The organism is Pseudomonas sp. TMW 2.1634, from assembly GCF_001703595.1.
Taxonomy (GTDB): domain Bacteria; phylum Pseudomonadota; class Gammaproteobacteria; order Pseudomonadales; family Pseudomonadaceae; genus Aquipseudomonas; species Aquipseudomonas fragi.
Map to the genome: position 1 here is coordinate 1,399,780 of NZ_CP016849.1, position 20,911 is coordinate 1,420,690.

16 protein-coding genes and 1 riboswitch are annotated in these 20,911 nt (G+C 61.0%); of the genes, 9 read left to right on the plus strand and 7 right to left on the minus strand.

What is annotated here, in order from left to right; genetic code table 11:
- Positions 1 to 2: 2 nt before the first annotated feature.
- Positions 3 to 2,882, minus strand: coding sequence for an RHS repeat domain-containing protein (locus tag BFC21_RS06555; RefSeq protein WP_256557629.1), 2,880 nt, complete (start codon positions 2,880 to 2,882; stop codon positions 3 to 5).
- A 290-nt stretch (positions 2,883 to 3,172) separates the two neighbouring features.
- On the opposite strand from BFC21_RS06555, the gene mexE reads away from it, so the two are divergent.
- The 4 genes from mexE (at position 3,173) to BFC21_RS06575 (ending at position 10,282) form a co-directional block, all read left to right on the plus strand.
- A complete protein-coding gene (gene mexE / locus BFC21_RS06560; RefSeq protein WP_120265826.1) occupies positions 3,173 to 4,417 on the plus strand; it encodes a multidrug efflux RND transporter periplasmic adaptor subunit MexE in 1,245 nt (414 codons plus the stop codon).
- A 15-nt stretch (positions 4,418 to 4,432) separates the two neighbouring features.
- A complete protein-coding gene (locus tag BFC21_RS06565) occupies positions 4,433 to 7,612 on the plus strand; it encodes an efflux RND transporter permease subunit (RefSeq protein WP_120265827.1) in 3,180 nt (1,059 codons plus the stop codon).
- Positions 7,609 to 9,018, plus strand: a complete 1,410-nt coding sequence (locus BFC21_RS06570) for an efflux transporter outer membrane subunit (RefSeq protein ID WP_120265828.1) — start codon at positions 7,609 to 7,611, stop codon at positions 9,016 to 9,018. Before BFC21_RS06565 ends, BFC21_RS06570 begins: the two co-directional genes overlap by 4 nt.
- Before the next feature lie 208 nt (positions 9,019 to 9,226).
- The gene (locus BFC21_RS06575) at positions 9,227 to 10,282 is read left to right on the plus strand and encodes a tetratricopeptide repeat protein (protein WP_088377499.1); all 1,056 of its coding nucleotides are present in this window, start codon (positions 9,227 to 9,229) and stop codon (positions 10,280 to 10,282) included.
- A gap of 112 nt (positions 10,283 to 10,394) precedes the next feature.
- Here BFC21_RS06575 and BFC21_RS06580 read toward each other — a convergent pair whose 3' ends face one another.
- The 5 genes from BFC21_RS06580 to BFC21_RS06600 all read right to left on the minus strand — a co-directional run bounded on the left by BFC21_RS06580 (position 10,395) and on the right by BFC21_RS06600 (position 16,923).
- Positions 10,395 to 10,772 (minus strand): response regulator, encoded by a 378-nt coding sequence (locus BFC21_RS06580; RefSeq protein ID WP_016781092.1) that lies wholly within the window; start codon positions 10,770 to 10,772, stop codon positions 10,395 to 10,397.
- A 66-nt stretch (positions 10,773 to 10,838) separates the two neighbouring features.
- Positions 10,839 to 12,035 (minus strand): hybrid sensor histidine kinase/response regulator, encoded by a 1,197-nt coding sequence (locus tag BFC21_RS06585; protein WP_088377500.1) that lies wholly within the window; start codon positions 12,033 to 12,035, stop codon positions 10,839 to 10,841.
- The gene (locus BFC21_RS06590) at positions 12,026 to 12,634 is read right to left on the minus strand and encodes a chemotaxis protein CheB (RefSeq protein ID WP_088377501.1); all 609 of its coding nucleotides are present in this window, start codon (positions 12,632 to 12,634) and stop codon (positions 12,026 to 12,028) included. The genes BFC21_RS06585 and BFC21_RS06590 overlap by 10 nt, the downstream gene beginning before the upstream one ends.
- Positions 12,631 to 13,446, minus strand: a complete 816-nt coding sequence (locus BFC21_RS06595; RefSeq protein WP_016781095.1) for a protein-glutamate O-methyltransferase CheR — start codon at positions 13,444 to 13,446, stop codon at positions 12,631 to 12,633. The genes BFC21_RS06590 and BFC21_RS06595 overlap by 4 nt, the downstream gene beginning before the upstream one ends.
- Entirely contained in the window at positions 13,447 to 16,923 is a 3,477-nt protein-coding gene (locus BFC21_RS06600) for a response regulator (protein WP_095003696.1), read from the minus strand.
- A 164-nt stretch (positions 16,924 to 17,087) separates the two neighbouring features.
- On the opposite strand from BFC21_RS06600, the gene BFC21_RS06605 reads away from it, so the two are divergent.
- The 5 genes from BFC21_RS06605 to cobM all read left to right on the plus strand — a co-directional run bounded on the left by BFC21_RS06605 (position 17,088) and on the right by cobM (position 20,046).
- The gene (locus tag BFC21_RS06605) at positions 17,088 to 17,453 is read left to right on the plus strand and encodes a response regulator (RefSeq protein ID WP_120265829.1); all 366 of its coding nucleotides are present in this window, start codon (positions 17,088 to 17,090) and stop codon (positions 17,451 to 17,453) included.
- A 150-nt stretch (positions 17,454 to 17,603) separates the two neighbouring features.
- Positions 17,604 to 17,816: riboswitch (cobalamin riboswitch) on the plus strand.
- A gap of 95 nt (positions 17,817 to 17,911) precedes the next feature.
- Positions 17,912 to 18,100 (plus strand): CbtB-domain containing protein, encoded by a 189-nt coding sequence (locus BFC21_RS06610; protein WP_081481042.1) that lies wholly within the window; start codon positions 17,912 to 17,914, stop codon positions 18,098 to 18,100.
- Positions 18,101 to 18,111: 11 nt separating this feature from the next.
- Positions 18,112 to 18,813 (plus strand): CbtA family protein, encoded by a 702-nt coding sequence (locus tag BFC21_RS06615; RefSeq protein WP_095003694.1) that lies wholly within the window; start codon positions 18,112 to 18,114, stop codon positions 18,811 to 18,813.
- Positions 18,810 to 19,235: a cobalamin biosynthesis protein gene (locus BFC21_RS06620; RefSeq protein ID WP_088377504.1), complete on the plus strand. Its 426-nt coding sequence runs from the start codon at positions 18,810 to 18,812 to the stop codon at positions 19,233 to 19,235. The genes BFC21_RS06615 and BFC21_RS06620 overlap by 4 nt, the downstream gene beginning before the upstream one ends.
- Before the next feature lie 64 nt (positions 19,236 to 19,299).
- Complete coding sequence (gene cobM / locus BFC21_RS06625; RefSeq protein WP_088377505.1) at positions 19,300 to 20,046, plus strand: precorrin-4 C(11)-methyltransferase; 747 nt, start codon at positions 19,300 to 19,302, stop codon at positions 20,044 to 20,046.
- A gap of 217 nt (positions 20,047 to 20,263) precedes the next feature.
- Here the strand turns inward: cobM and nfuA are convergent, their stop codons facing one another.
- Positions 20,264 to 20,848 (minus strand): Fe-S biogenesis protein NfuA, encoded by a 585-nt coding sequence (nfuA, locus tag BFC21_RS06635; protein ID WP_016781101.1) that lies wholly within the window; start codon positions 20,846 to 20,848, stop codon positions 20,264 to 20,266.
- Between the last annotated feature and the right edge of the window lie 63 nt (positions 20,849 to 20,911).

Consider the following 20,911-nt stretch of genomic DNA (forward strand, 5'->3'; position numbering starts at 1 on the left):
GTCTACCGATGGGGATTGCGCACCCCGACCACCCGATAGCGACGCCCGCCCAGGTGTTCGAACATCAGCCTGAATGCGCCACGCCCGGTGCCGCCTCCCGGGTAAGCATGCAAGTCCGCCGACCACAATCCGCCTTCGTCCTGATATTTGTGCCAATGCACGGCGCCCGTACGGCCCTCGCGCAGATGCCCGATGGTCAGGGCAATGCTTCTCCCCTCAGGGCCTGCCATCAAGTGTTCAACCGCGGACATATCGGCACTGAACGCCGAAGCGGGAGCCCGTGCCAGCACGCCGGGGCTTTCGCTGCTCGCGGCTGGAGCACTTGCCCTGGCCACTTTGCGCCTGGCCAGCCCGGTGGTGGCCTGGACGTCAAAGCTGCTGACTGCCCCGGCAGTAGAAGGCCCCACAGGTTGTTCCGGTTGCGCCCGAACCGGGTCACGCAGGAGGATATTGCGGTACCCCAGCCTGCGCATGTCCCGGCCCATGGACTTGCCGGACTGCATCAGATTATTGGCCACTTGCGCAGAAACTGCTGGCCCGACAAAGCCGTAAATCTTGCCTTCTTGCGTGCTGTGGGCCGCGACCGACAACAAGGCATTGTCACCCTGATGCTCGTAGAAAAAATTGACCAGCCGATGGGTTTCCTCATGGGTCAACCCCCGGGACTCTGCAATGTCGATGGCCCGTTGCGACAACCATTCGGCAATGCTCTCGGCGGAGTTGTGTACGGCCTTTCTTCTGGCGTTGCGATACCCCTCATGCACCAGCAACCCCAGCAACACCCCGCCCAGCAAGGCACCCGCCGTCGCACCAATGGCCGGAATATCAGCCAAGGCCCCCAGTGCGAGGCCCGCCAGGCCAAGAAAGCCAACAAAAAACAGGCCGAGGCTCACCCGCTCACTCATCGTGCTGCCCGCGCGCCCGTCGGCATCAGCCAGCGTCATCGGGTTATTGCTCACCATTGCATAAAGATTCAGGCCATCAACCTCTGCCGCCGGGTCAGGGCTGATCCAGCGTTGCAACCACGGCGCGTAGTACCTGTAACCGTAGTAATACAACCCGCTGGCATCGCGTTCCTTTCCCGAATAGCGAAGGGTTTTGTAACTGGCCTCGACGGCATTTTTCGCGGCCCACCAGGCGGTCTCTCCGTAGGGGTAAAAGCCTTCCTGGCTGAGCAACACCGCGTGCTCATCAAGTTCCAGGGTGCAACTACCGGTCAGGTCCGACAGGCTGAAGCGCAACTGCTCATCGTTGACCCCATCGGGGCGGCCCTTCTGCCATTGCAGGGCCCTGATCGACGTGCGCCCGGTTTCAATTGTCAGCACATTGAGCCACTGGCCGGTGGCGTGATCGCGACGCAGCTCCAGGCCCGGCAGGTAAATCACTTCGCGCAGATGCGTCATGCCCGCCGCCTTGCTCACGCGGCGCTTGAGTAGCCGCTGGCCGTCGGCGTCGTAGGCATAGCTCTCGGTATCCGCCTGGCCGTCTTCACGCAGCACCTGGCTAACCTGCGCCAACTGGTTGCGCAGGTTCCAGCTCAAAGCCTGGCCCACTGTCAGCGTCTGCTGGTTGCCGCAGCGGTCGAAGCCCACGGCCTGGCCCTGGATCCAGGCATGATTGCTGTGCGCGGCCACGGCCATGCGCCGGGTGTAGCCCTGACCGCTTGAGGGCGCATGGCGCATCTGCACCAGGTTACCTCCCGCATCGTACTGATAATGGCGGTTGTAATTGCGCCAGAGGTCAACCTGGGCGGCACCGAACATGACCAGCCCGGGCAAGGCCGGGCCGCCAGCGTGCCGGGCGTTTTCCCGGCCACTGGCGCTTACCAGCTGGTACAGGCTGTCATACCCGAACACACAGGTGGCGTCGCTGCGCACATTGCTGTGCCAGGTGGTGGGCTGGGCTGCATCGCGGAGACTGAGCACATTGCCCACGCGATCGTAGGCATAGGTCATGTCTTGTAGCGTGTTTTCCCGCCGTGCCGAACGATAGGCCGCCAACCGCAGCAGGCTGCCATCTTTTTCGTCGTAGCTGAATTCGGCGAGCATACCGTTACCCATCTGCTCGCGGGTGACCTGGCCCTGCGCGTTGCAATCCCTGCGTTCCAGCAGCACCTTGCGCCTGGCGCTGCTGAACACCAGTTCGACCCGGGCCAGTTCACCCTCCACGCCGTATCGCCATAGCCGCTGATTGCCCCTGGCGTCGGTCAATTGCTGCAACCCGCCCAGCGCATCGTAGTGCCAGCTACTGGCAAAGCGCTCAGGGGCCAGTTGCAGCTCGCGCAAGTGTTCGGCTGCCGGCCAGTCAGGCGGTGTATCGGCGTTCAGCAGGCGCCGCGACTGGCCCGTCATGGCCCCGCCGAGCCCGTAATGCTCGATTGCTACACTGCCTGCCGGGTCATCGTGGCGCACCAGCCGGCCACAGCGGTTGAACGCCGCATGCCCGGCACTGGGTGGCGCATATGCCAGGCGTTCGACACAACGCTCGCGCGCGTCATTGCCCGCCTGCTCGAACACCGCCACCCGGCGCAGCAAGCCATCGTATTGATAACGTTGCCGGCCCCCCCGACTGTCCCAGCGGGTTAATCCCTGCCCGCCACTGCCTGACAAGACAATGTGCCACCCGGCATCCACGCTGTCGGTGCGCAGCACCCGCCCGCTCAGGCTGTATTGACGACTGATGGCGGGCCGCCCACCGGGGCTGTGCACTTGTCGCGGATCCCACTGCTGTTGCAGCGCGCCGGTGATGCCAAACACATTGCGGTTGACCCGGGCCACGGGTTGATCCTCGACGCGCAAGCGGTGGTAGGCCACCGCGCGCACACTCGCCCCTCTGGGGTCGAAGGCGACAAGTGAAGGGGTAAAACGATGCAGGGAAGCCATAGCACATACCTGACTGGCAGCAAGATTGGGCCAGCCTAGGCCGACCCGCATCGCCACAGGCGGTACATATTGGTTTTTTAACAGGCCATTCTGGCCGCCCATGCCACACACTTCGTCATTTCATGACACAGAATTTAATTGATAGTGTCCTAACAAAAAGTGCAGGCTAGAGGGCTTGGTAACGCTTTGTATCATTCCGGATGATATTGATCTTCGCTGGGTTCGATTCGTGCCCCGGCACGCGCGCCAGCATTATCCGCCCATCTCAATAGATTGGCGGACTCCCCCTCATGGAACAGTCACTTAAACATTTGCGCTTCCCACTCGCGGCCCTGGCCATCGTGGTGATGAGCGCATGCGGTAAAACTCCCCAAGCGACTGCTCCGGCTCCAGCTGCAAAAGTCAGCGTGGCCAAGGTGCTTGAACAGCCGGTCAATGAATGGGATGAATTCACCGGGCGCCTGGAAGCGCCAGAGACCGTAGAAATTCGTCCACGCGTGTCGGGCCAGATTGATCAGGTCGCCTTTACCGAGGGCGCCCTGGTGAAAAAGGGCGACTTGCTGTTCCAGATCGACCCGCGCCCGTTCCAGGCCACCGTGCGCCAGCTTGAAGCCCAAGTGCAGCAAGCCCGCGCCAATGCCAGCCGTACCGACAACGAAGCCCAGCGCGGCGAGCGCCTGCGCCAGAGCAATGCCATCTCGGCGGAGCTGGCCGACTCGCGTACCACCGCCGCCCAGCAAGCCCGTGCCGGCGTCGCGGCCATCCAGGCACAACTGGACCTGGCCAAGCTCAACCTGAGCTTTACCCGCGTTACCGCGCCGATCAGCGGTCGCGTGAGCCGTGCCGAAATCACCGCCGGCAACATCGTCACCGCCGATGTCACGCCACTGACCAGCCTGGTGTCCACCGACAAGGTGTACGCCTACTTCGACGCTGACGAGCGCGTGTTCCTCAAGTACAACCAGCTTGCCCGCCAGGGCCAGCGCGGCCAGACCACGCCGGTGTACCTGGGCCTGTCCAACGAAGACGGCAACCCGCACCTGGGCCAGATGAACTTCGTCGACAACCGGGTCAACCCGCAGACCGGCACCATTCGTGGCCGCGCGGTGTTCGACAACACCGACGGCAGCTTCACCCCCGGCCTGTATGCGCGCCTCAAGCTGGTGGGCAGCGGCACCTACTCCGCCGTGCTGATCAATGAAGAAGCGGTAGGTACCGACCTTGGCAAAAAATTCGTGCTGGTGATGGATGGCGACAACAAGACCGCCTACCGCACCGTGGACCTGGGGCCGAAAATCGAAGGCCTGCGCATCGTGCGCAGCGGCCTGAGCAAGGACGACACCATCATCGTCAAGGGCCTGCAGAAAGTACGCCCGGGCTCACCGGTCACGCCGCAGGTGATCCCGATGGCCAACGAACAGACCCTCGCCGCACTGGCACAACAACGACAAGCCCTGGAAGCCAGCAACCTGCCGCAAATCAAGCCCGCCACTGGCGCGCCGAAGTTGGCCAGCGTCGCGACTCCTCGCGGTTAAGGGACGATAACTCCGATGAATTTTTCCCAGTTCTTTATCCAGCGGCCGATTTTCGCCGCTGTGCTTTCCTTGCTTATCCTGATTGCGGGCGGCATTTCGCTGTTCCAGTTGCCGATCAGCGAATACCCGGAAGTCGTCCCGCCTACCGTGGTAGTGCGTGCCAATTTCCCCGGCGCCAACCCCAAGGTGATCGGCGAAACCGTCGCCGCGCCGCTGGAACAGGCCATCACCGGCGTCGAGAACATGCTGTACATGTCCTCGCAATCCACCGCTGACGGCAAGATCACCCTGACCATCACCTTTGCTTTGGGCACTGACCTGGACAATGCCCAGGTGCAGGTGCAGAACCGTGTGACCCGTACGCAGCCCAAGCTGCCCGAGGAAGTGACGCGCATCGGCATCACGGTGGACAAGGCTTCGCCCGACCTGACCATGGTTGTGCACTTGACCTCGCCGGATCAGCGCTACGACATGCTGTACCTGTCCAACTACGCCATCCTCAATATCAAGGATGAACTGGCGCGGCTCAACGGCATCGGCGATGTGCAGATGTTCGGCATGGGCGACTACTCGCTGCGGGTATGGCTCGATCCAAACAAGACCGCCTCGCGCAACCTGACCGCCACTGATGTAGTGACCGCCATTCGCGAGCAGAACCGCCAGGTCGCCGCCGGTGCCCTGGGCGCGCCGCCTGCGCCGAATGCCACCAGCTTCCAGCTGTCGGTCAACACCCAGGGCCGCCTGGTCAGTGAAGAAGAGTTCGAGAACATCATCATCCGCTCCGGCGAAGATGGTCAGATCACCCGCCTGAAGGACATCGCCCGGGTCGAGCTGGGCTCCAGCCAGTACGCCCTGCGCTCGCTGCTGGACAACCAGCCGGCCGTGGCGATCCCGATCTTCCAGCGCCCCGGCTCCAACGCGATCCAGATTTCCAATGACGTTCGCGCCAAGATGACCGAACTGAAGAAGAGCTTCCCAGAGGGCATGGACTTCGAAATCGCCTACGACCCGACGATTTTCGTCCGTGGCTCGATCGAGGCCGTGGTTCATACGCTGTTTGAAGCGCTGATCCTGGTGGTACTGGTTGTCATCCTGTTCCTGCAAACCTGGCGCGCTTCGATTATCCCGCTGGTCGCTGTGCCCGTATCGCTGATCGGTACGTTCGCAGTGATGCATATGTTCGGCTTCTCGCTTAACGCGTTGTCGCTGTTCGGTTTGGTGCTGGCCATCGGTATCGTGGTGGACGATGCGATCGTGGTGGTGGAGAACGTCGAGCGCAATATCGAGCTGGGGCTCAACCCGGTGGACGCCACCAAGCGTGCCATGCGCGAAGTAACCGGGCCGATTATCGCCACCGCGTTGGTACTGTGTGCGGTGTTTGTCCCAGCGGCCTTTATCTCCGGCCTGACCGGGCAGTTCTACAAGCAGTTCGCCCTGACCATTGCCATTTCCACGGTGATCTCGGCCTTCAACTCGCTGACCCTGTCCCCGGCGCTGGCGGCGGTATTGCTCAAGGGCCATCACGCACCGAAAGACCGCTTTACCCGCCTGCTGGATCGCCTCTTCGGTGGCTGGCTGTTCGGCCCGTTCAACCGCTTCTTCGTCAAGGCCAGTAACGGTTATGTCGGCACGGTGCGGCGGATCATCCGTGGCAGCGGTATTGCCATGCTGGTGTACGCAGGCCTGATGGTGCTGACCTGGGCCGGTTTTGCCCACACCCCGACCGGCTTCGTCCCCCCTCAGGATAAGCAGTATCTGGTGGCCTTTGCCCAGTTGCCGGACGCAGCAAGCCTGGATCGCACCGAAGACGTGATCAAGCGCATGTCCGAGCTGGCCCTCAAGCAACCCGGCGTGGCCAACTCGATTGCCTTCCCCGGCCTGTCGATCAACGGTTTCACCAACAGCCCGAACAGCGGCATCGTGTTTGTCGCACTCAAGTCCTTTGACGAGCGCAAAGATCCGAGCCAGTCCGCAGCCGCGATTGCCGCCACCTTGAACGCGCAGTTTGCCGATATTCAGGAAGCTTATATCGCCATCTTCCCGCCGCCGCCGGTACAGGGGCTGGGCACCATTGGCGGTTTCCGCCTGCAAGTCGAGGACCGTGGTGGCCTTGGCTATGACGAACTGTACAAAGAAGTGCAGAACGTAATCGCCAAGAGCCATGACGTACCGGAACTGGCCGGGTTGTTCACCAGCTATCAAGTCAACGTGCCGCAAGTGGACGCTGCCATTGACCGTGAAAAAGCCAAGACCCACGGCGTTGCCATCAGCGACATCTTCGATACCCTGCAGATCTACCTGGGTTCGCTGTATGCCAACGATTTCAACCGCTTCGGTCGCACTTATCAGGTGAATGTGCAAGCCGAGCAGCAGTTCCGCCTGGAACCCGAGCAGATTGGCCAACTGAAAGTGCGTAACAACAAAGGCGAAATGATCCCGCTGGCGACCTTTATCAAGGTCAGCGACACCGCAGGCCCCGACCGTGTAATGCACTACAACGGTTTCGTCACCGCTGAGATCAACGGCGGCGCAGCACCGGGTTACAGCTCGGGCCAAGCCGAAGCGGCGATGGAAAAACTGCTCAAGGAAGAACTGCCCAACGGCATGACCTTCGAATGGACCGAGCTGACTTATCAGCAAATCCTGTCGGGCAACACCGCGCTGTTCGTGTTCCCGCTCTGCGTACTGCTGGCGTTCCTGGTACTGGCCGCCCAATACGAAAGCTGGAGCCTGCCGCTGGCGGTGATCCTGATCGTGCCGATGACACTTTTGTCGGCGATTACCGGGGTGATCATCTCGGGCAGCGATAACAACATCTTCACCCAGATCGGCTTGATCGTGCTGGTGGGCCTGGCGTGCAAGAACGCGATCCTGATCGTCGAGTTCGCCAAGGACAAGCAGGCCGAAGGGCTCGACCCGCTGGCCGCTGTGCTGGAAGCCTGCCGCCTGCGTCTGCGGCCGATCCTGATGACCTCGTTCGCCTTCATCATGGGTGTGGTGCCATTGGTGCTGTCCACCGGTGCCGGTTCGGAAATGCGCCATGCGATGGGTGTGGCGGTGTTCTCCGGGATGCTCGGGGTGACCTTCTTCGGCCTGCTGCTGACGCCGGTGTTCTATGTATTGATTCGCCGCTATGTGGAGCGCAGTGAAGCGCGCAAAGCGGCCAAGCACCTCAAGTTGGAGTCGCAACAATGAGCGTGAAAGTTTTTCTGCCGAGCCTGTTGGTGCTGGCCTTGAGTGCCTGCGCCGTGGGCCCGGACTACAAGACCCCGGCCACTGAACCGGCACAGATCAGTGCCGATAACCTCAAGGGCTTTGACCGGGCGCATTTTGAAGGGATCTGGTGGCAGCAATTTGATGACCCGACCCTCAACCAGCTGGTGACCCAGTCACTGGCCGGCAACCGCGAGCTGCGCGTGGCCTTTGCCCGCCTGCGCGCGGCCCGGGCGATTCGCGATGACGTCAGTAACGACGCCATGCCGACCATCACCAGCCGAGCCAGCAGTGATCTGGGCAAAGGCCAGATCCCGGGCCAGACCGAGAAGCGCGTCAACAGTGAGCGTTACGACCTGGGCCTGGACATGGCCTGGGAAGTCGACCTGTTTGGCCGTATCCAGCGCGAGCTGGAAGCCAGCGACGCTGACGAGCAGGCCGCTGCAGCCGACCTGTATCAGTTGCAAGTCACGATGATTGCCGAACTGGTGGACGCCTATGGTGAATTGCGCGGCGCCCAACTGCGTGAGCGCATCGCCCTGGACAACCTGAAAAACCAGCAGGACTCCAAGGCCATCACTGAAAGCCTGCGTGACGCCGGGGTTGGCGATCAGTTGGACGTAGTGCGCGCTGATGCCCGCCTTGCTTCGGTTGAAGCCAGCGTGCCGCAGTTGCAGGCCGAGCAGGTGCGCGAGCGCAATCGTATCGCCACCTTGCTCGGTCAGCGCCCTGAGCAACTGAGCGTCGATCTGAGCCCCAAACAGCTGCCGGCCATTGCCAAGGCGCTGAATATCGGAAATCCGGGTGACCTGCTGCAGCAGCGCCCGGACATTATGAGCGCCGAGCGCAAGCTGGCAGCGGCCACTGCCCGAATTGGCGTGGCCAAGGCCGACCTGTTCCCGCGGGTCAGCCTCAGCGGCTTCCTCGGCTTTACCGCCGGGCGCGGCTCGCAGATCGGCTCGGCGGCAGCCAATGCATGGGCACTGGGCCCGCGCATTACCTGGCCGGCGTTTGATCTGGGCAGCGTGCGGGCACGCCTGCGCGGTGCAGACGCAGAAGCCGATGGCGCCCTGGCCAGCTACGAGCAGCAAGTCCTGTTGGCCCTGGAAGAGTCGGAAAACGCCTTCAGTGACTACGGCAAACGTCAGCAGCGCCTGGTATCGCTGATTCGTCAGAGCGAGTCCAGCCGTACTGCGGCGGACTTGGCGGCGATTCGCTACCGCGAAGGTACGGTGGATTTCCTGGTGCTGCTGGATGCCCAGCGCGAGCGCCTGGCGGCCGAAGACAGCCAGGCCCAGGCTGAGGTTGAGCTGTATCGCGGCGTGGTAGCCATCTACAAGGCACTGGGTGGTGGCTGGCAAGCCGAGACCGTGGCCAGCGCGCACTGATTCAACGAGCTCCTTTGGTTGGCCGCAACCAACCAAATTTTTGGCCCCGCGTACATTCGGTCGCGGGGCTTTTTTTTGTCTGTAGCAGCTCCCGAACGCAGCCTTCGGCAGCTGCTACGGGGTTCACGCACGCGCATCAGGGATTTGACTCAAGCCCCCGACTCACCCACTCTTGCAGCCCATACGTAAGCCTGTTTCTGGATATTGGATGACCCAGCCCCGCCGCTACCTCGTAATCAGCCTGGTGTCAGCACTCGTTGCCGCCGGCCTCTGGTATTCGATGGCCCCTGCGCCTGCCGTCCCCACGCCCTCCGTGAGCCAGCGCTACTCCATCGCCCTGGACATGGCCCATAACGGCAAACCCGGTGCCGCCCGCGTGCTCTATCAGCAACTGGCCCGCACCGACCTGAGCGATAGCCGCCGCGCCAGCCTGCATGCCGAACTGCCCAACTACCCGAGCCCCCAAGCCCTGAAGCTGGCCGACGCCGACCTGCACAACCCGTCACCGCTGGTGCGCAAAGCAGCGATCCAGAGCATCGTCGGCCTCGTGCCCAGTGCCCAGCGCACGTTGTTGTTGGGGCCATTGCTCGATGACGAGGAGCAAAGCGTGCGCTTTGCTGCGGCCAACGCCTTGCTCGGCCTGTCGCCAGATGAACAGGGCCTGTACTTCGGACCGTTGCAGCAAGTGATCGACGAGTTCGAACGCGACCTCAAAACCCGCCCTGACGACCCCCAAGCCCAGGGTCAGCTCGCCCGCCTGTACTTGCACGAAGGCCAGCTGGATGAAGCCCAGGCGGCGCTGGAACAGGTCACCCGCCTGGACCCGGACAACCTCAAGGCCGTGGTGGCGCAGATCGATCTGCTGGACAAGCGCGGCAAGCCTGACCAGGCCCGTCAATTGCTGGCCCGTCAGCTCGAAGCGCACCCGGATTCGGCGTATCTGCAGCATGCCTTGGGGATCTGGCTGCTCAACCACGGCCAGACTGAATATGCCCTGCTCGGCCTGGCCAAGGCCGTGGAGCTGGAGCCCGACAACAGCGACTACCGCTACAAACTGGCAACGGCCCTGCATGACCTCGACCAGCTGGAAGCTGCGCAACGCCAGCTCGAGGAGCTGCTGCAACGCCAGCCCGCCAATCGTCGGGCGCGAGTGCTGTTGATTCGATACTGGAAAGAGGCCGGGCAATTGCAGAATGTGCAGGTGCTACTGGCGCAACTGGAGCAGCAGAACCCGGATGACCCGGCGCTGCAGCAGGGGTTGTGAACAGCTGAACCTGTGGGAGCGGGCTTGCTCGCGATGCAGGCAACCCGGTCTGGCTAAAGCATTCGGGGTGATGCAATCGCGAGCAAGTCCGCTCCCCCAAAGGGATCAAGGGTCAAGCCAGCAATTTCTGGATCTGCGCCTGCAGGGTGTCGAGGTCGAACGGCTTGGCCAGGATCGGTGCAGTCAGGGTGATCGGGCTGCCCGTGTCGCGGATCTCGGCCGGGTAACCGCTGATAAAGATCACCTTCAGGTCCGGGCGCAGCTTGAGCGCCGGCTCGGCGATCTGTACCCCGGAAATCCCTCCCGGCAATCGGAAGTCGGTGACCATCAGGTCCAGATGCGGCTTGCTCGCCAGAATCTCGAACGCCTGCTCGCCATTTTCGGCCTGCAACACCCTGTAGCCCTCACCCGCCAGATAGGCACTAAGGACCATCAGGATCGAGGGATCGTCTTCGACAATCAAAACAACATCTTGCGCATCTTCACTCATGGGAAACCTTAATTCATGCCATCGCTGCCAGTATGACCCCGGGCGCGGTCATAGGTTGCGCCCAGTTTATGCCTTTTGTACCAACGGCAGGCAAACCCTGAACAAGGCCCCCTCACCCAGCGTGCTCTGCACGCTGATAGTGCCGCTGTGCGCAGTCACGATCTGCTCCGAAATAAACAGCCCCAGGCCAAGCCCTGCGGTCACATGGCTGGCCGATACCCGCTCAAATTGCTGGAAAACCCGCTGCTGGTTTTCTGCGCTGATGCCAATGCCCTGGTCGCGCACATCCACCACGGCCTGGTCATTTTCGCTATAAACCGCTACATCAATGAGCTTTTTCGCGCCATAGCGCAAGGCATTGGTCAGCAGGTTACTGATGACCTGCTCGATCCTGAATTCATCCCACTGCCCCACCACCGGTTGCCCGGCCGTGAAGTTGACGCTCGATTGCGCCGCGCTGATCTGCGCGGCAAAGTTTTCCAGCAACCGGGCCACGACCTGGGTCAAGTCAACCGGCGCAGGGCGAATGGACAGCTTGCCGGTGCGGATGCGCGACACGTCGAGCATGTCTTCGATCAAGCGGATCAGGCTCTGGATCTGGCGCTCGTCGCGCTCGACCATCGCCTGCATCTTGTCCAGGGTGAATGCCGCGGCATTGTCCCGGGCCAGGTGCATCTTGCGCAGCTGGGTTTCCAGAATCAGCCCGTTGAGCGGCGTTCGCACCTCATGGGAGACGATCGACATAAAGTCATCGCGCATACGCACAGCGTGCTCCAGTTCCACCTGGGTCAACTGCAATTGCGCCAGCAAGGTCTCCTGCTCACGGCGACTCTGCTCCAGGGCTTCGACCTGCTGCTTCATGGCCTTGCTCTGGCGATACAACTCAACGAACACATTGACCTTGCTCTTGACCGCATGGATATCCAGCGGCTTGTGCAGAAAGTCCACCGCGCCGCTTTCATAGCCCTTGAAGGCATAGTTCATCTCGCGCCCGGCGGCACTGACAAACACGATGGGGATGTTTTTGGTCTTGGCCGTCCCCCGCATCAGCTCAGCCAGCTCAAAACCGTTCATGCCGGGCATCTGCACATCCAGAATGGCCATCGCGAACTCGTGCTGCAGCAGCAACGACAGCGCTTCGTCAGCCGACAGGGCCTTATACACGATGCGGTCTTCGCGTTTGATCAGCGCTTCAAGGGCCAGCAGGTTTTCCGGCAGATCATCGACGATCAGCAGCTTGGCTTTGATTTCATTCAGTAGCATTGGCTATGTTCCAGCTCGACAAGCAGACGGCCGATGCCGCGCAAGGAAAGGATGCAGTCCGGTTGAAAAAGTTCCAGGGCTGCACGGGGCATGGTCGCCACATGGGCTTCGTCCGGGTCCTGGATAATGGTCAGGCCGCCCGCCTGCTTGACCTGGCTCATCCCTCGCGCACCATCGCGATTGGCCCCTGTCAGCAATATTGCGGCCAGGCGCTGTTGATACACATCGGCTGCAGACTCAAAAAGGTAATCGATTGCAGGCCGCGAGTAATGCACCGGCTCTTCCTGGCTCAGGGAAAAACTTTGATCCTGCTCCACCGAGACATGGTAGCCGGGCGCGGCAAAGTACAAGGTGCCCGGCACAATCGGCTGTTTGTCCTGGACCTCCCTGACCGGCAGGGCCACGCGCCGGGCAAACACCTCGGCAAGCTGGCTGCGGCGCTCGTCGGGCAAGTGCAGCACCACGATGATCGGCAGGGAAAAATCAGCCGTGAGCTCGGCAAAAATCGTCAGCAACGCCTCGACCCCACCCGCCGACGCGCCGATCACCACTGCCGCTACCTGCCTGTTGTCAGCCACGGGGCTGTGCCGGGCTGTCATAGCTTGCGGTAAATCCGTTCGTGCTTGAGCACGGGGGTGAATTGCTTGCTGTAGTCCGAAAAATCCAGGGTTTCCTTGCTGCCCAGCATCAGGAACCCGCGGTGGCACAGCGACTCGTGAAACAGACCAAAGGCTCTGTTTTGCAAATCTTTATTGAAATAAATCAATACGTTACGGCACGAAATTAAATTCGTTTCCGAGAACACGCTATCGGTTGCCAGGCTGTGATCGGCAAAGGTCACGTTCTCACGCAGGCTCTTGTCGAAAATCGCGTAGTCGTAGGCGGCGGTGTAGTAATCGGCAAACGAGCGCTGACCACCGGCCTTTTGATAGTTGTGGGTATAGGCGCGGATATTCTCCAGGGAAAAAATCCCCTGCTTGGCTTTTTCCAGGGACCGCGGGTTGATATCGGTGGCGTAGATGATGGTGCGATCGAGCAGGCCTTCCTCGCGCAGCAGGATGGCCATTGAATAGACCTCCTCGCCGGTGCTGCAGCCGGCAATCCAGATTTTCAGCGACGGGTAGGTCTTGAGAATCGGCACCACCTCCTGGCGAATGGCCAGGAAGTGCTCCGGATCGCGAAACATCTCGCTCACCGGGATGGTCAGGAACTGCAGCAACTGCATAAAGGCCGTGGGATCGTGCAGGATGCGTTCCTGCAAAGCCGAGATAGTGTTGCAGTCGAACTGACGCAACGCATGATTGACCCGGCGCTTGATCGACGCGCCGGAGTAATCGCGAAAGTCATAACTGTATTTGAGATAGATCGCTTCGATCAGCAGCCGTAACTCGATATCGGTGTTCCGTTGCACTTAGAGTCGTTCCATTTTCGGTAGCCAGACCCGGATCAACGAAAACAGTCGGTCCAGATCGATAGGTTTGGCCAGGTAATCATTGGAGCCTGCCTGCAGGCAACGCTCCTGATCGTCCTTCATTGCCTTGGCCGTAACCGCAATGATCGGCAGCTTGCGCCAGCGCGGGTTCTTGCGAATTTCGACGGTGGCCTCGTAGCCATCCATCTCCGGCATCATCACGTCCATCAGCACCAGGTCGATGTCTTCGACTTCATCGAGGCGCTCGATGGCTTCGCGCCCGTTACGGCCGATTACTACGATGGCGCCCTTTTGCTCCAGGGCGCTGGTCAGGGCAAAGATGTTACGTACATCGTCATCCACCAGCAGAATCTTGCGCCCTTCAAAGACCTTGTCGCGGCTGCGGGCGGTCTTGAGCATCGTTTGCCGCTCATGGGACAACTGAGATTCGACTTTGTGCAGAAATAATGTCACTTCATCGAGCAAACGCTCCGGCGAACGGGCGCCCTTGATGATGATCGAGCGCGAATACTTGCGCAGTTCGGCCTCTTCATCACGGGTCAGGTTGCGCCCGGTATAGACGATCACCGGCGGGAACGAGCAGATATCCTCGGTAGACATGCGCTTGAGCAAGTCGTTGCCGAGCATGTCCGGCAGCTTGAGGTCGATAATCATGCAGTCGTAGATATTGCTGCGCAGCAGGTCCAACGCTTCCTGGGCGTAGCCAACGGCGGTGATTTCAATATCATCGTCGCCGATCAGGCGGGCAATGCTGTCGCGCTGCAGGTCGTCGTCCTCCACCAGCAGAACCCGTTTGACCTTCTGCGTCAGTTTGGCTTCAAGGCGGGCGAACACGTTTTTCAGTTCTTCACGGGTGGTCGGCTTAACGGCGTAACCCACTGCGCCCATGTGCATCGCAGCTTCGACCCGATCCTCGACGGAAATCACATGCACCGGGATATGCCGGGTCGGCGCCAGCGCCTTGAGGCGCTGCAACACGGTCAGCCCCGAGTGGTCGGGCAGGCGCATATCGAGCAGGATGGCGTCAGGGATAAACTGCGCGGCCAGGCTGAAGCCTTCGTCCGCACCGTGGGCCACCAGGCAGCGATAGCCCAGTTCATGCGCAAGATCGAAGAGGATGTTCGCAAAGTTGGGCTCATCTTCAATCACCAGGATGCAGCGCGTGGTGAACGGAGCCTGTTCGCGGTCATCCATAAAGCGTGCAATGTCTACCGGCGGCACAACGGCCGGCAGCGGCTGAGGCCTGTGGGCCACTGGCGCCGGCCGTGGCGCAGGAGCTGCGGACAGTTGTGCCAGCTCCTGGGCCGACTCCACATACTGCTCCGGCAACACCAGGGTAAAAGTGCTGCCCTGCCCCGGCTCGCTACTGACCGTGATTGAGCCACCGAGCAGGGTCGCCAGATCGCGGGAGATCGACAGGCCCAGGCCCGTGCCGCCATAGCGACGGTTGCTGGTGCCATCTGCCTGGCGGAAGGCTTCGAAAATGCTTTCCTGCTGATCCGGGGCGATACCTATGCCGGAATCGGTCACGGCAAAGGCAACGCCTTCCCCCGGCTGGTGGGACACGACCAGGCTGACCTGGCCTTTTTCGGTGAACTTGACCGCATTGGACAGCAGGTTTTTCAGGATCTGCTCCAGGCGCTGACTGTCGGTGTAGATCATCGGCGGCGTGCCAGGCTGCAATTGCACGTCAAAGTTCAGGGACTTTTCCCCGGCCAGCGGCTGGAACATGCCACGCAAACCTTCTACCACCCGCGCCACACTGGTGTTTTCGGGGCGCACTTCGAGCTTGCCGGCCTCAACCTTGGAAATATCCAGAATGTCATTGATCAGGTTAAGCAAGTCATTGCCCGCCGAATAGATCGACTCGGCAAACTTGACCTGCTCTGCACTGAGGTTCTGCTGCGGGTTTTCAGACAGCAGCTTGGCCAGAATCAACGAGCTGTTCAGCGGCGTGCGCAGCTCGTGGGACATATTGGCGAGGAATTCGGACTTGTACTTGCTGGAGCGCTGCAACTCATCGGCGCGTTCTTCGAGCTGGATTTGTACCCGGTTCAGTTCGTTGTTTTTGCGGTCCATCGCGTCGCGCTGGCCAGCCAGCTCTTCGTTGGTCTGCTCAAGCTCGGCCTGCTGGGTTTCCAGGCTGGTTTGCGACTCGTTGAGAATCCGCGATTGCTCTTCAAGCTCTTCGTTGGCGGTCTTCAACTCTTCCTGCTGCACTTGCAGTTGTTCGTTGAGCTGCTGGGTTTCAGCGAGCACTTCCTGCAGACGCTGGCGATAACGCGCGGCCTCGATCGAGGTGCCGATATTGTCGGCAATCAGTTCGAACAGCTCGATATCACGCCCGTCCAACGGGCGTAAAAAGCCCAGTTCGATCACCCCGTTGACACGGTCGTCATCACTGGTGGGAATCACCAGCACACTGTGCGGGCTGCCCTGGCCCAGCCCGGAAGTGACCTTGAGGGTGTAGTCGGCTGGCACGTTGTCCAGGCGGATCAAGGTATCCTGCTGGGCAGCCTGCCCGACAATGCCCTCGTCGTTGTGGATCAACTGGTCCTGGGCTTCCTGCTCGCGGGAAAAACCATAACTGGCCACACGCTTGAGGCCCCCGTGATCTTCGCGGACATAAACGGCGGCTACCACCGACCCCAGGTACTGGGCACAGAACTGCAGGATATTGCGCCCCAACATGTTCAGGGTCAGGCGGCCCAGCACCTGCTCCGCCAGTTCGGTCTGGCCGTTGCGTAGCCAAGCCTGCTGTTCGAGGCGCTGCGCGGCCTTGATCTGCGACTCGAAGGCATTGTTATAACTGCTTGAAAGTGCAAGTAAATCACGACGCCCGATATAAGCCAGAAAACCGCTCAGGCCCAGTACGAAAACCAGATACAGGCCAATGCTGACAATGGTGGTGCGGCTGACATCTTCACTGCGCGCAACCCGCAACTGCTGCTCCATTTGAATGAAGTCGTCATATTCCTTGCGAATTTCATCACTGAGGCGCTTGCCCCGGCCAGCCTGCACCGCCGAGCGGTAATCGCCGTCCTGGCGACGCAGTTCGACCATCGACTGTGCGTAGGCATTCCACTCTTCCTGCAGGGCCTCGAGGCGCTTGAGGCGGTCAACTTGCTGCGGGTTGTCGCTGACCAGCTCCTGCAAGCCCTTGAGCTGCACATTGATCTGCGGCTTGGCCACGGCGTAGGGGTCGAGGAAGTGCTCGTCCCCGGTAATCAGGAAGCCGCGCATGCCGGTTTCCAGATCGACCGTCAGGCGCACGGCCTCATTGGCATTGCTGATGACCCGGTCACTGTGTTCGACCCACCTGATAACCGACAGCAGATAGCTGACCATGACCACAAACAACGCGGCACTGAGCACGCCAACGGCCAGGGGCAAACCGATATTGCGGCTCAGGAGCTTGCGAAAGCTTCGCTCATCAATTGATGCAGGTGAGTTCATTTTCAGGCCCGTGGACTGTCATAAAAAACCGGAGTTTGCCGGATTATCGAGTAATAGTTCTATTTTCTTGCTTTCAAAGCAGATTTTACGCGCATACAAAGGCAGGTGAAGGCTATCCTTGCTGGCTGCGAGAACACGCTCAAATTTTTATCGGGATCACGATTATGTCCGCAACACCCTCCACTATCCTTGTGGTCGAAGACGACGCCATTGTTCGCATGCTGATCGTAGACGTGCTGCAAGAGCTGGAGTTCAGTGTGCTTGAAGCTGATGGCAGCGAGCGCGCCCTGGAACTGCTTGAGGATACGGCCCAGACTATCGACCTGCTGATGACCGACGTGGGTTTGCCGGGCATGGATGGCCGGGCGCTGGCCAGCAAGGCCCGGGAACTGCGCCAGCAATTGCCGGTACTGTTTGCCAGTGGTTATGCCGAGAGCCTGGAGATTGCCGAAGGCATGGCGGTAATCGGCAAGCCCTTCTCCATTGACCAACTGCGTGCCAAAGTCAAAAGCATGTTGGTGAACGCCTAAGAGGTCTGTGGGAGCGGGCTTGCTCGCGATCGTCTCACTGCTGTGTGCCTGCAAGACCGCCTTACCCGCATCGCAGGCAAGCCTGCGCCCCCATAAAAATCAAAAGCCAGGCATGCCTGTGCAATTGACGGCCCCACAGCGCTGTGTTTTCCTACACATCTTGTATCAGGTGCCCTTCACAGGGTGAAACGGGAAACCGGTGCGTCAGGCGTTTTGCCCTGACAAGTCCGGCGCTGCCCCCGCAACGGTAAGCGAGAGAAACATCACGTCCACTGTGCCGAAGGCATGGGAAGGAGATGTTTGCAGGCTCAACCTACGAGCCCCTCGCAAGCCCGGAGACCGGCCTGATTATTTCGAATAACAAACCCGCGGTGGGCGGGCGCTGTTAAACCCTGCGGGCTTCGTTCGCGGGGTTTTCTTGCGCTTTGCTGCCCGTCGTCCGACCCGAGGCAAGCGCCATGTCCGTCAGCACCAGCCGTACCCATTCCGCCGCTACCAGCACTACCCAGAGCCAACGCATCGTCGCCGCTGTCGGCGCTGCCGTGCTGGGCGCGTTCCTGGTGTACTTTGCCGGGTTCTCCCATATCGACGCCGTTCACAACGCCGCCCACGACACCCGTCACAGCTCCGCCTTCCCGTGCCATTGAGACTGCCTGCCATGATCAAGCGTATCGCTCAAACGGCAGGCTTTACCGGCCTGCTGGCCGCCCTGCTGCTGACCCTGCTGCAAAGCCTGTGGGTCGCCCCGCTGATTTTGCAGGCCGAAACCTACGAAAAACCCGCCGCCAGTGAAATGCACGAGCATGCCGACATGGCCATGCCTGCGCATGAGCACGACGCCGAGGCCTGGGAACCGGAAGACGGCTGGCAGCGCGTATTGTCCACCACAGGCGGCAATCTGGTGGTCGCGGTGGGTTTCGCCCTGATGCTGGCGGGCCTGTATACCTTGCGCGCCCCGACCCGCACGTCCCAGGGCCTGCTCTGGGGCCTGGCTGGCTATGCCGTGTTCTGCCTGGCACCGACAATGGGCTTGCCACCAGAACTGCCGGGCACTGCCGCGGCGGACTTGCTGCAACGCCAGCTCTGGTGGGTCAGCACTGCCGCCTCGACGGCCGTGGGCATTGCCCTGCTGGTGTTTGGCCGGCATTGGGCACTGAAAGTGCTGGGCGTGGCAATTGTGCTGGTGCCACACCTGTTTGGCGCACCGCAGCCGCTGGTACATTCCAGCCTGGCACCCGAGGCACTGGAGTCGCAGTTCAAGATTGCCGCACAACTGACCAACCTGGCCTTCTGGCTGGCCCTGGGCGTGATCAGCGCCTGGCTGTTCCGCCGCAAAGCTGAAGGCCAATACTCGGCATGACGGCCACTCGCACAGCGCCAATCCTGGTGATTGGCCTGGGCTGCCGCCGGGGGTGCAGCGCGCAGGCGCTGCGGGCGCTGATCGAACAATCACTGGCCCGGGCCGGGCTTGCACTCGATGGGGTGCAGGCCCTGGCCAGTATCGATCTCAAGCGCGACGAACCGGGGCTGGTGCAACTGGCAGCGCAACTGGGCCTCGGGCTTGAGGTGTTCAGCGCGGCACAACTGGACCGGTATGCTCCGCAACTGAGCCATCATTCGGCTATTGCCTACGAGCAAACCGGCTGTTTTGGCATTGCCGAAAGTGCTGCCCTGGCGCTGGCCGAACAACTCGCTGGCGCACCTGCCAGCCTGCTGATCACACGCCAACATACGGCCGAAGCAACCTTTGCATTGGCCTGTGCCCGGCAAAACCCGCGATAATCCCCCGCCTCACTATGAGCGTTGTTCAAGAACAGCTCTACCTCGACCCTTTCAAGAGACTGCCATGACCGTCTATTTCATCGGCGCCGGGCCCGGCGATCCAGAACTGATTACCGTCAAGGGCCAGCGCCTGATTCGCAGTTGCCCGCTGATCATTTACGCAGGCTCCCTGGTGCCCGAAGCGGTGCTGCAAGGCCATCAGGCCGAACAGGTGATCAACAGCGCCGAGCTGCACCTCGAGCAGATCATCGACTTGATCAAGGCCGCCGACGCCAGGGGCCAGGACGTGGCTCGCGTGCATTCCGGCGACCCGAGCCTGTACGGCGCGATTGGCGAACAGATTCGCTGCCTGCGCGAGCTGGGCATAGCTTTTGAAATTATCCCCGGGGTCACGGCCACCGCGGCCTGCGCGGCGATTCTGGGGGCTGAACTGACCCTGCCGGATATCTCGCAAACCGTCATTCTGACCCGCTATGCGGAAAAAACCGTGATGCCTGCGGGCGAGGAACTGGCCAGCCTGGCGCAGCACAAGGCGACGATGGCGATTCACCTGGGGGTCAAGAACCTGGAAAATATCGTCGCCGAGCTGACCCCCCATTACGGCAGCGATTGCCCGATTGCGGTGATCCATCGGGCCAGCTGGCCGGATCAGGACTGGGTACAGGGCACGCTGGCCGACATCGCGGCCAAGGTCCAGGCCAAGGGTTTCAGGCGTACGGCGCTGATTCTGGTGGGCCGGGTGCTGGCCAGTGACAGCTTTGCCGATTCGTCGCTGTACCGCGCAGGGCATGCGCATTTGTACCGGCCATAAACGGCACTCCCCCTTGCAGGAACTGGCTTGCTGTGGGAGCGGGCTTGCTCGCGATCCAGGCGCTGCGGTCTGTCAGGTAAACCGCAGCGATTCCATCGCGGGCAAGCCCGCTCCCACAATCAAGCGTTCTCCCACAAGGGTTGAGCCCTCGCGCAGGCATAAAAAAACGGTGCTCACGGGGCACCGTTTTTTCTTCAGCTTCGCAGCGAACACCTTTTTAGTAGTAGGCGTTTTCTTTCTGCGAGTGGTCGGTCACATCACGTACACCTTTGAGCTCCGGCACACGCTCAAGCAAGGTGCGCTCGATACCTTCACGCAAGGTCACGTCTGCCTGGCCGCAGCCCTGGCAACCGCCACCGAACTTGAGCACCGCGATACCGTCCTCAACCACTTCGATCAGGCTCACCTGACCACCGTGGCTGGCCAAACCGGGGTTGATCTCGGTTTGCAGGTAGTAGTTGATGCGCTCGTTGATCGGGCTGTCGGCATTGACCATCGGCACTTTGGCGTTGGGCGCCTTGATGGTCAGCTGGCCACCCATGCGATCGGTGGCATAGTCGACCACGGCATCGTCCAGGAACGGTTCGCTGAACGAATCGATCCAGGCCGTGAAGCTTTTCAGGCCGATGGCCGTGTCTTCAGGTTTGACTTCAGCCGGCTTGCAGTAAGCAATGCAGGTTTCAGCGTACTGAGTACCGGGTTGGGTGATAAAAACGCGGATACCGATACCCGGGGTGTTCTGCTTGGACAGCAGATCAGCCAGGTAATCGTGGGCAGCGTCGGTAATCGTTATGGCGCTCATGGAATCTCCTCGCAGACATGGGACGCAGTTTACGCCAATCGGCGCGCCTGACAAAGTCCTAGT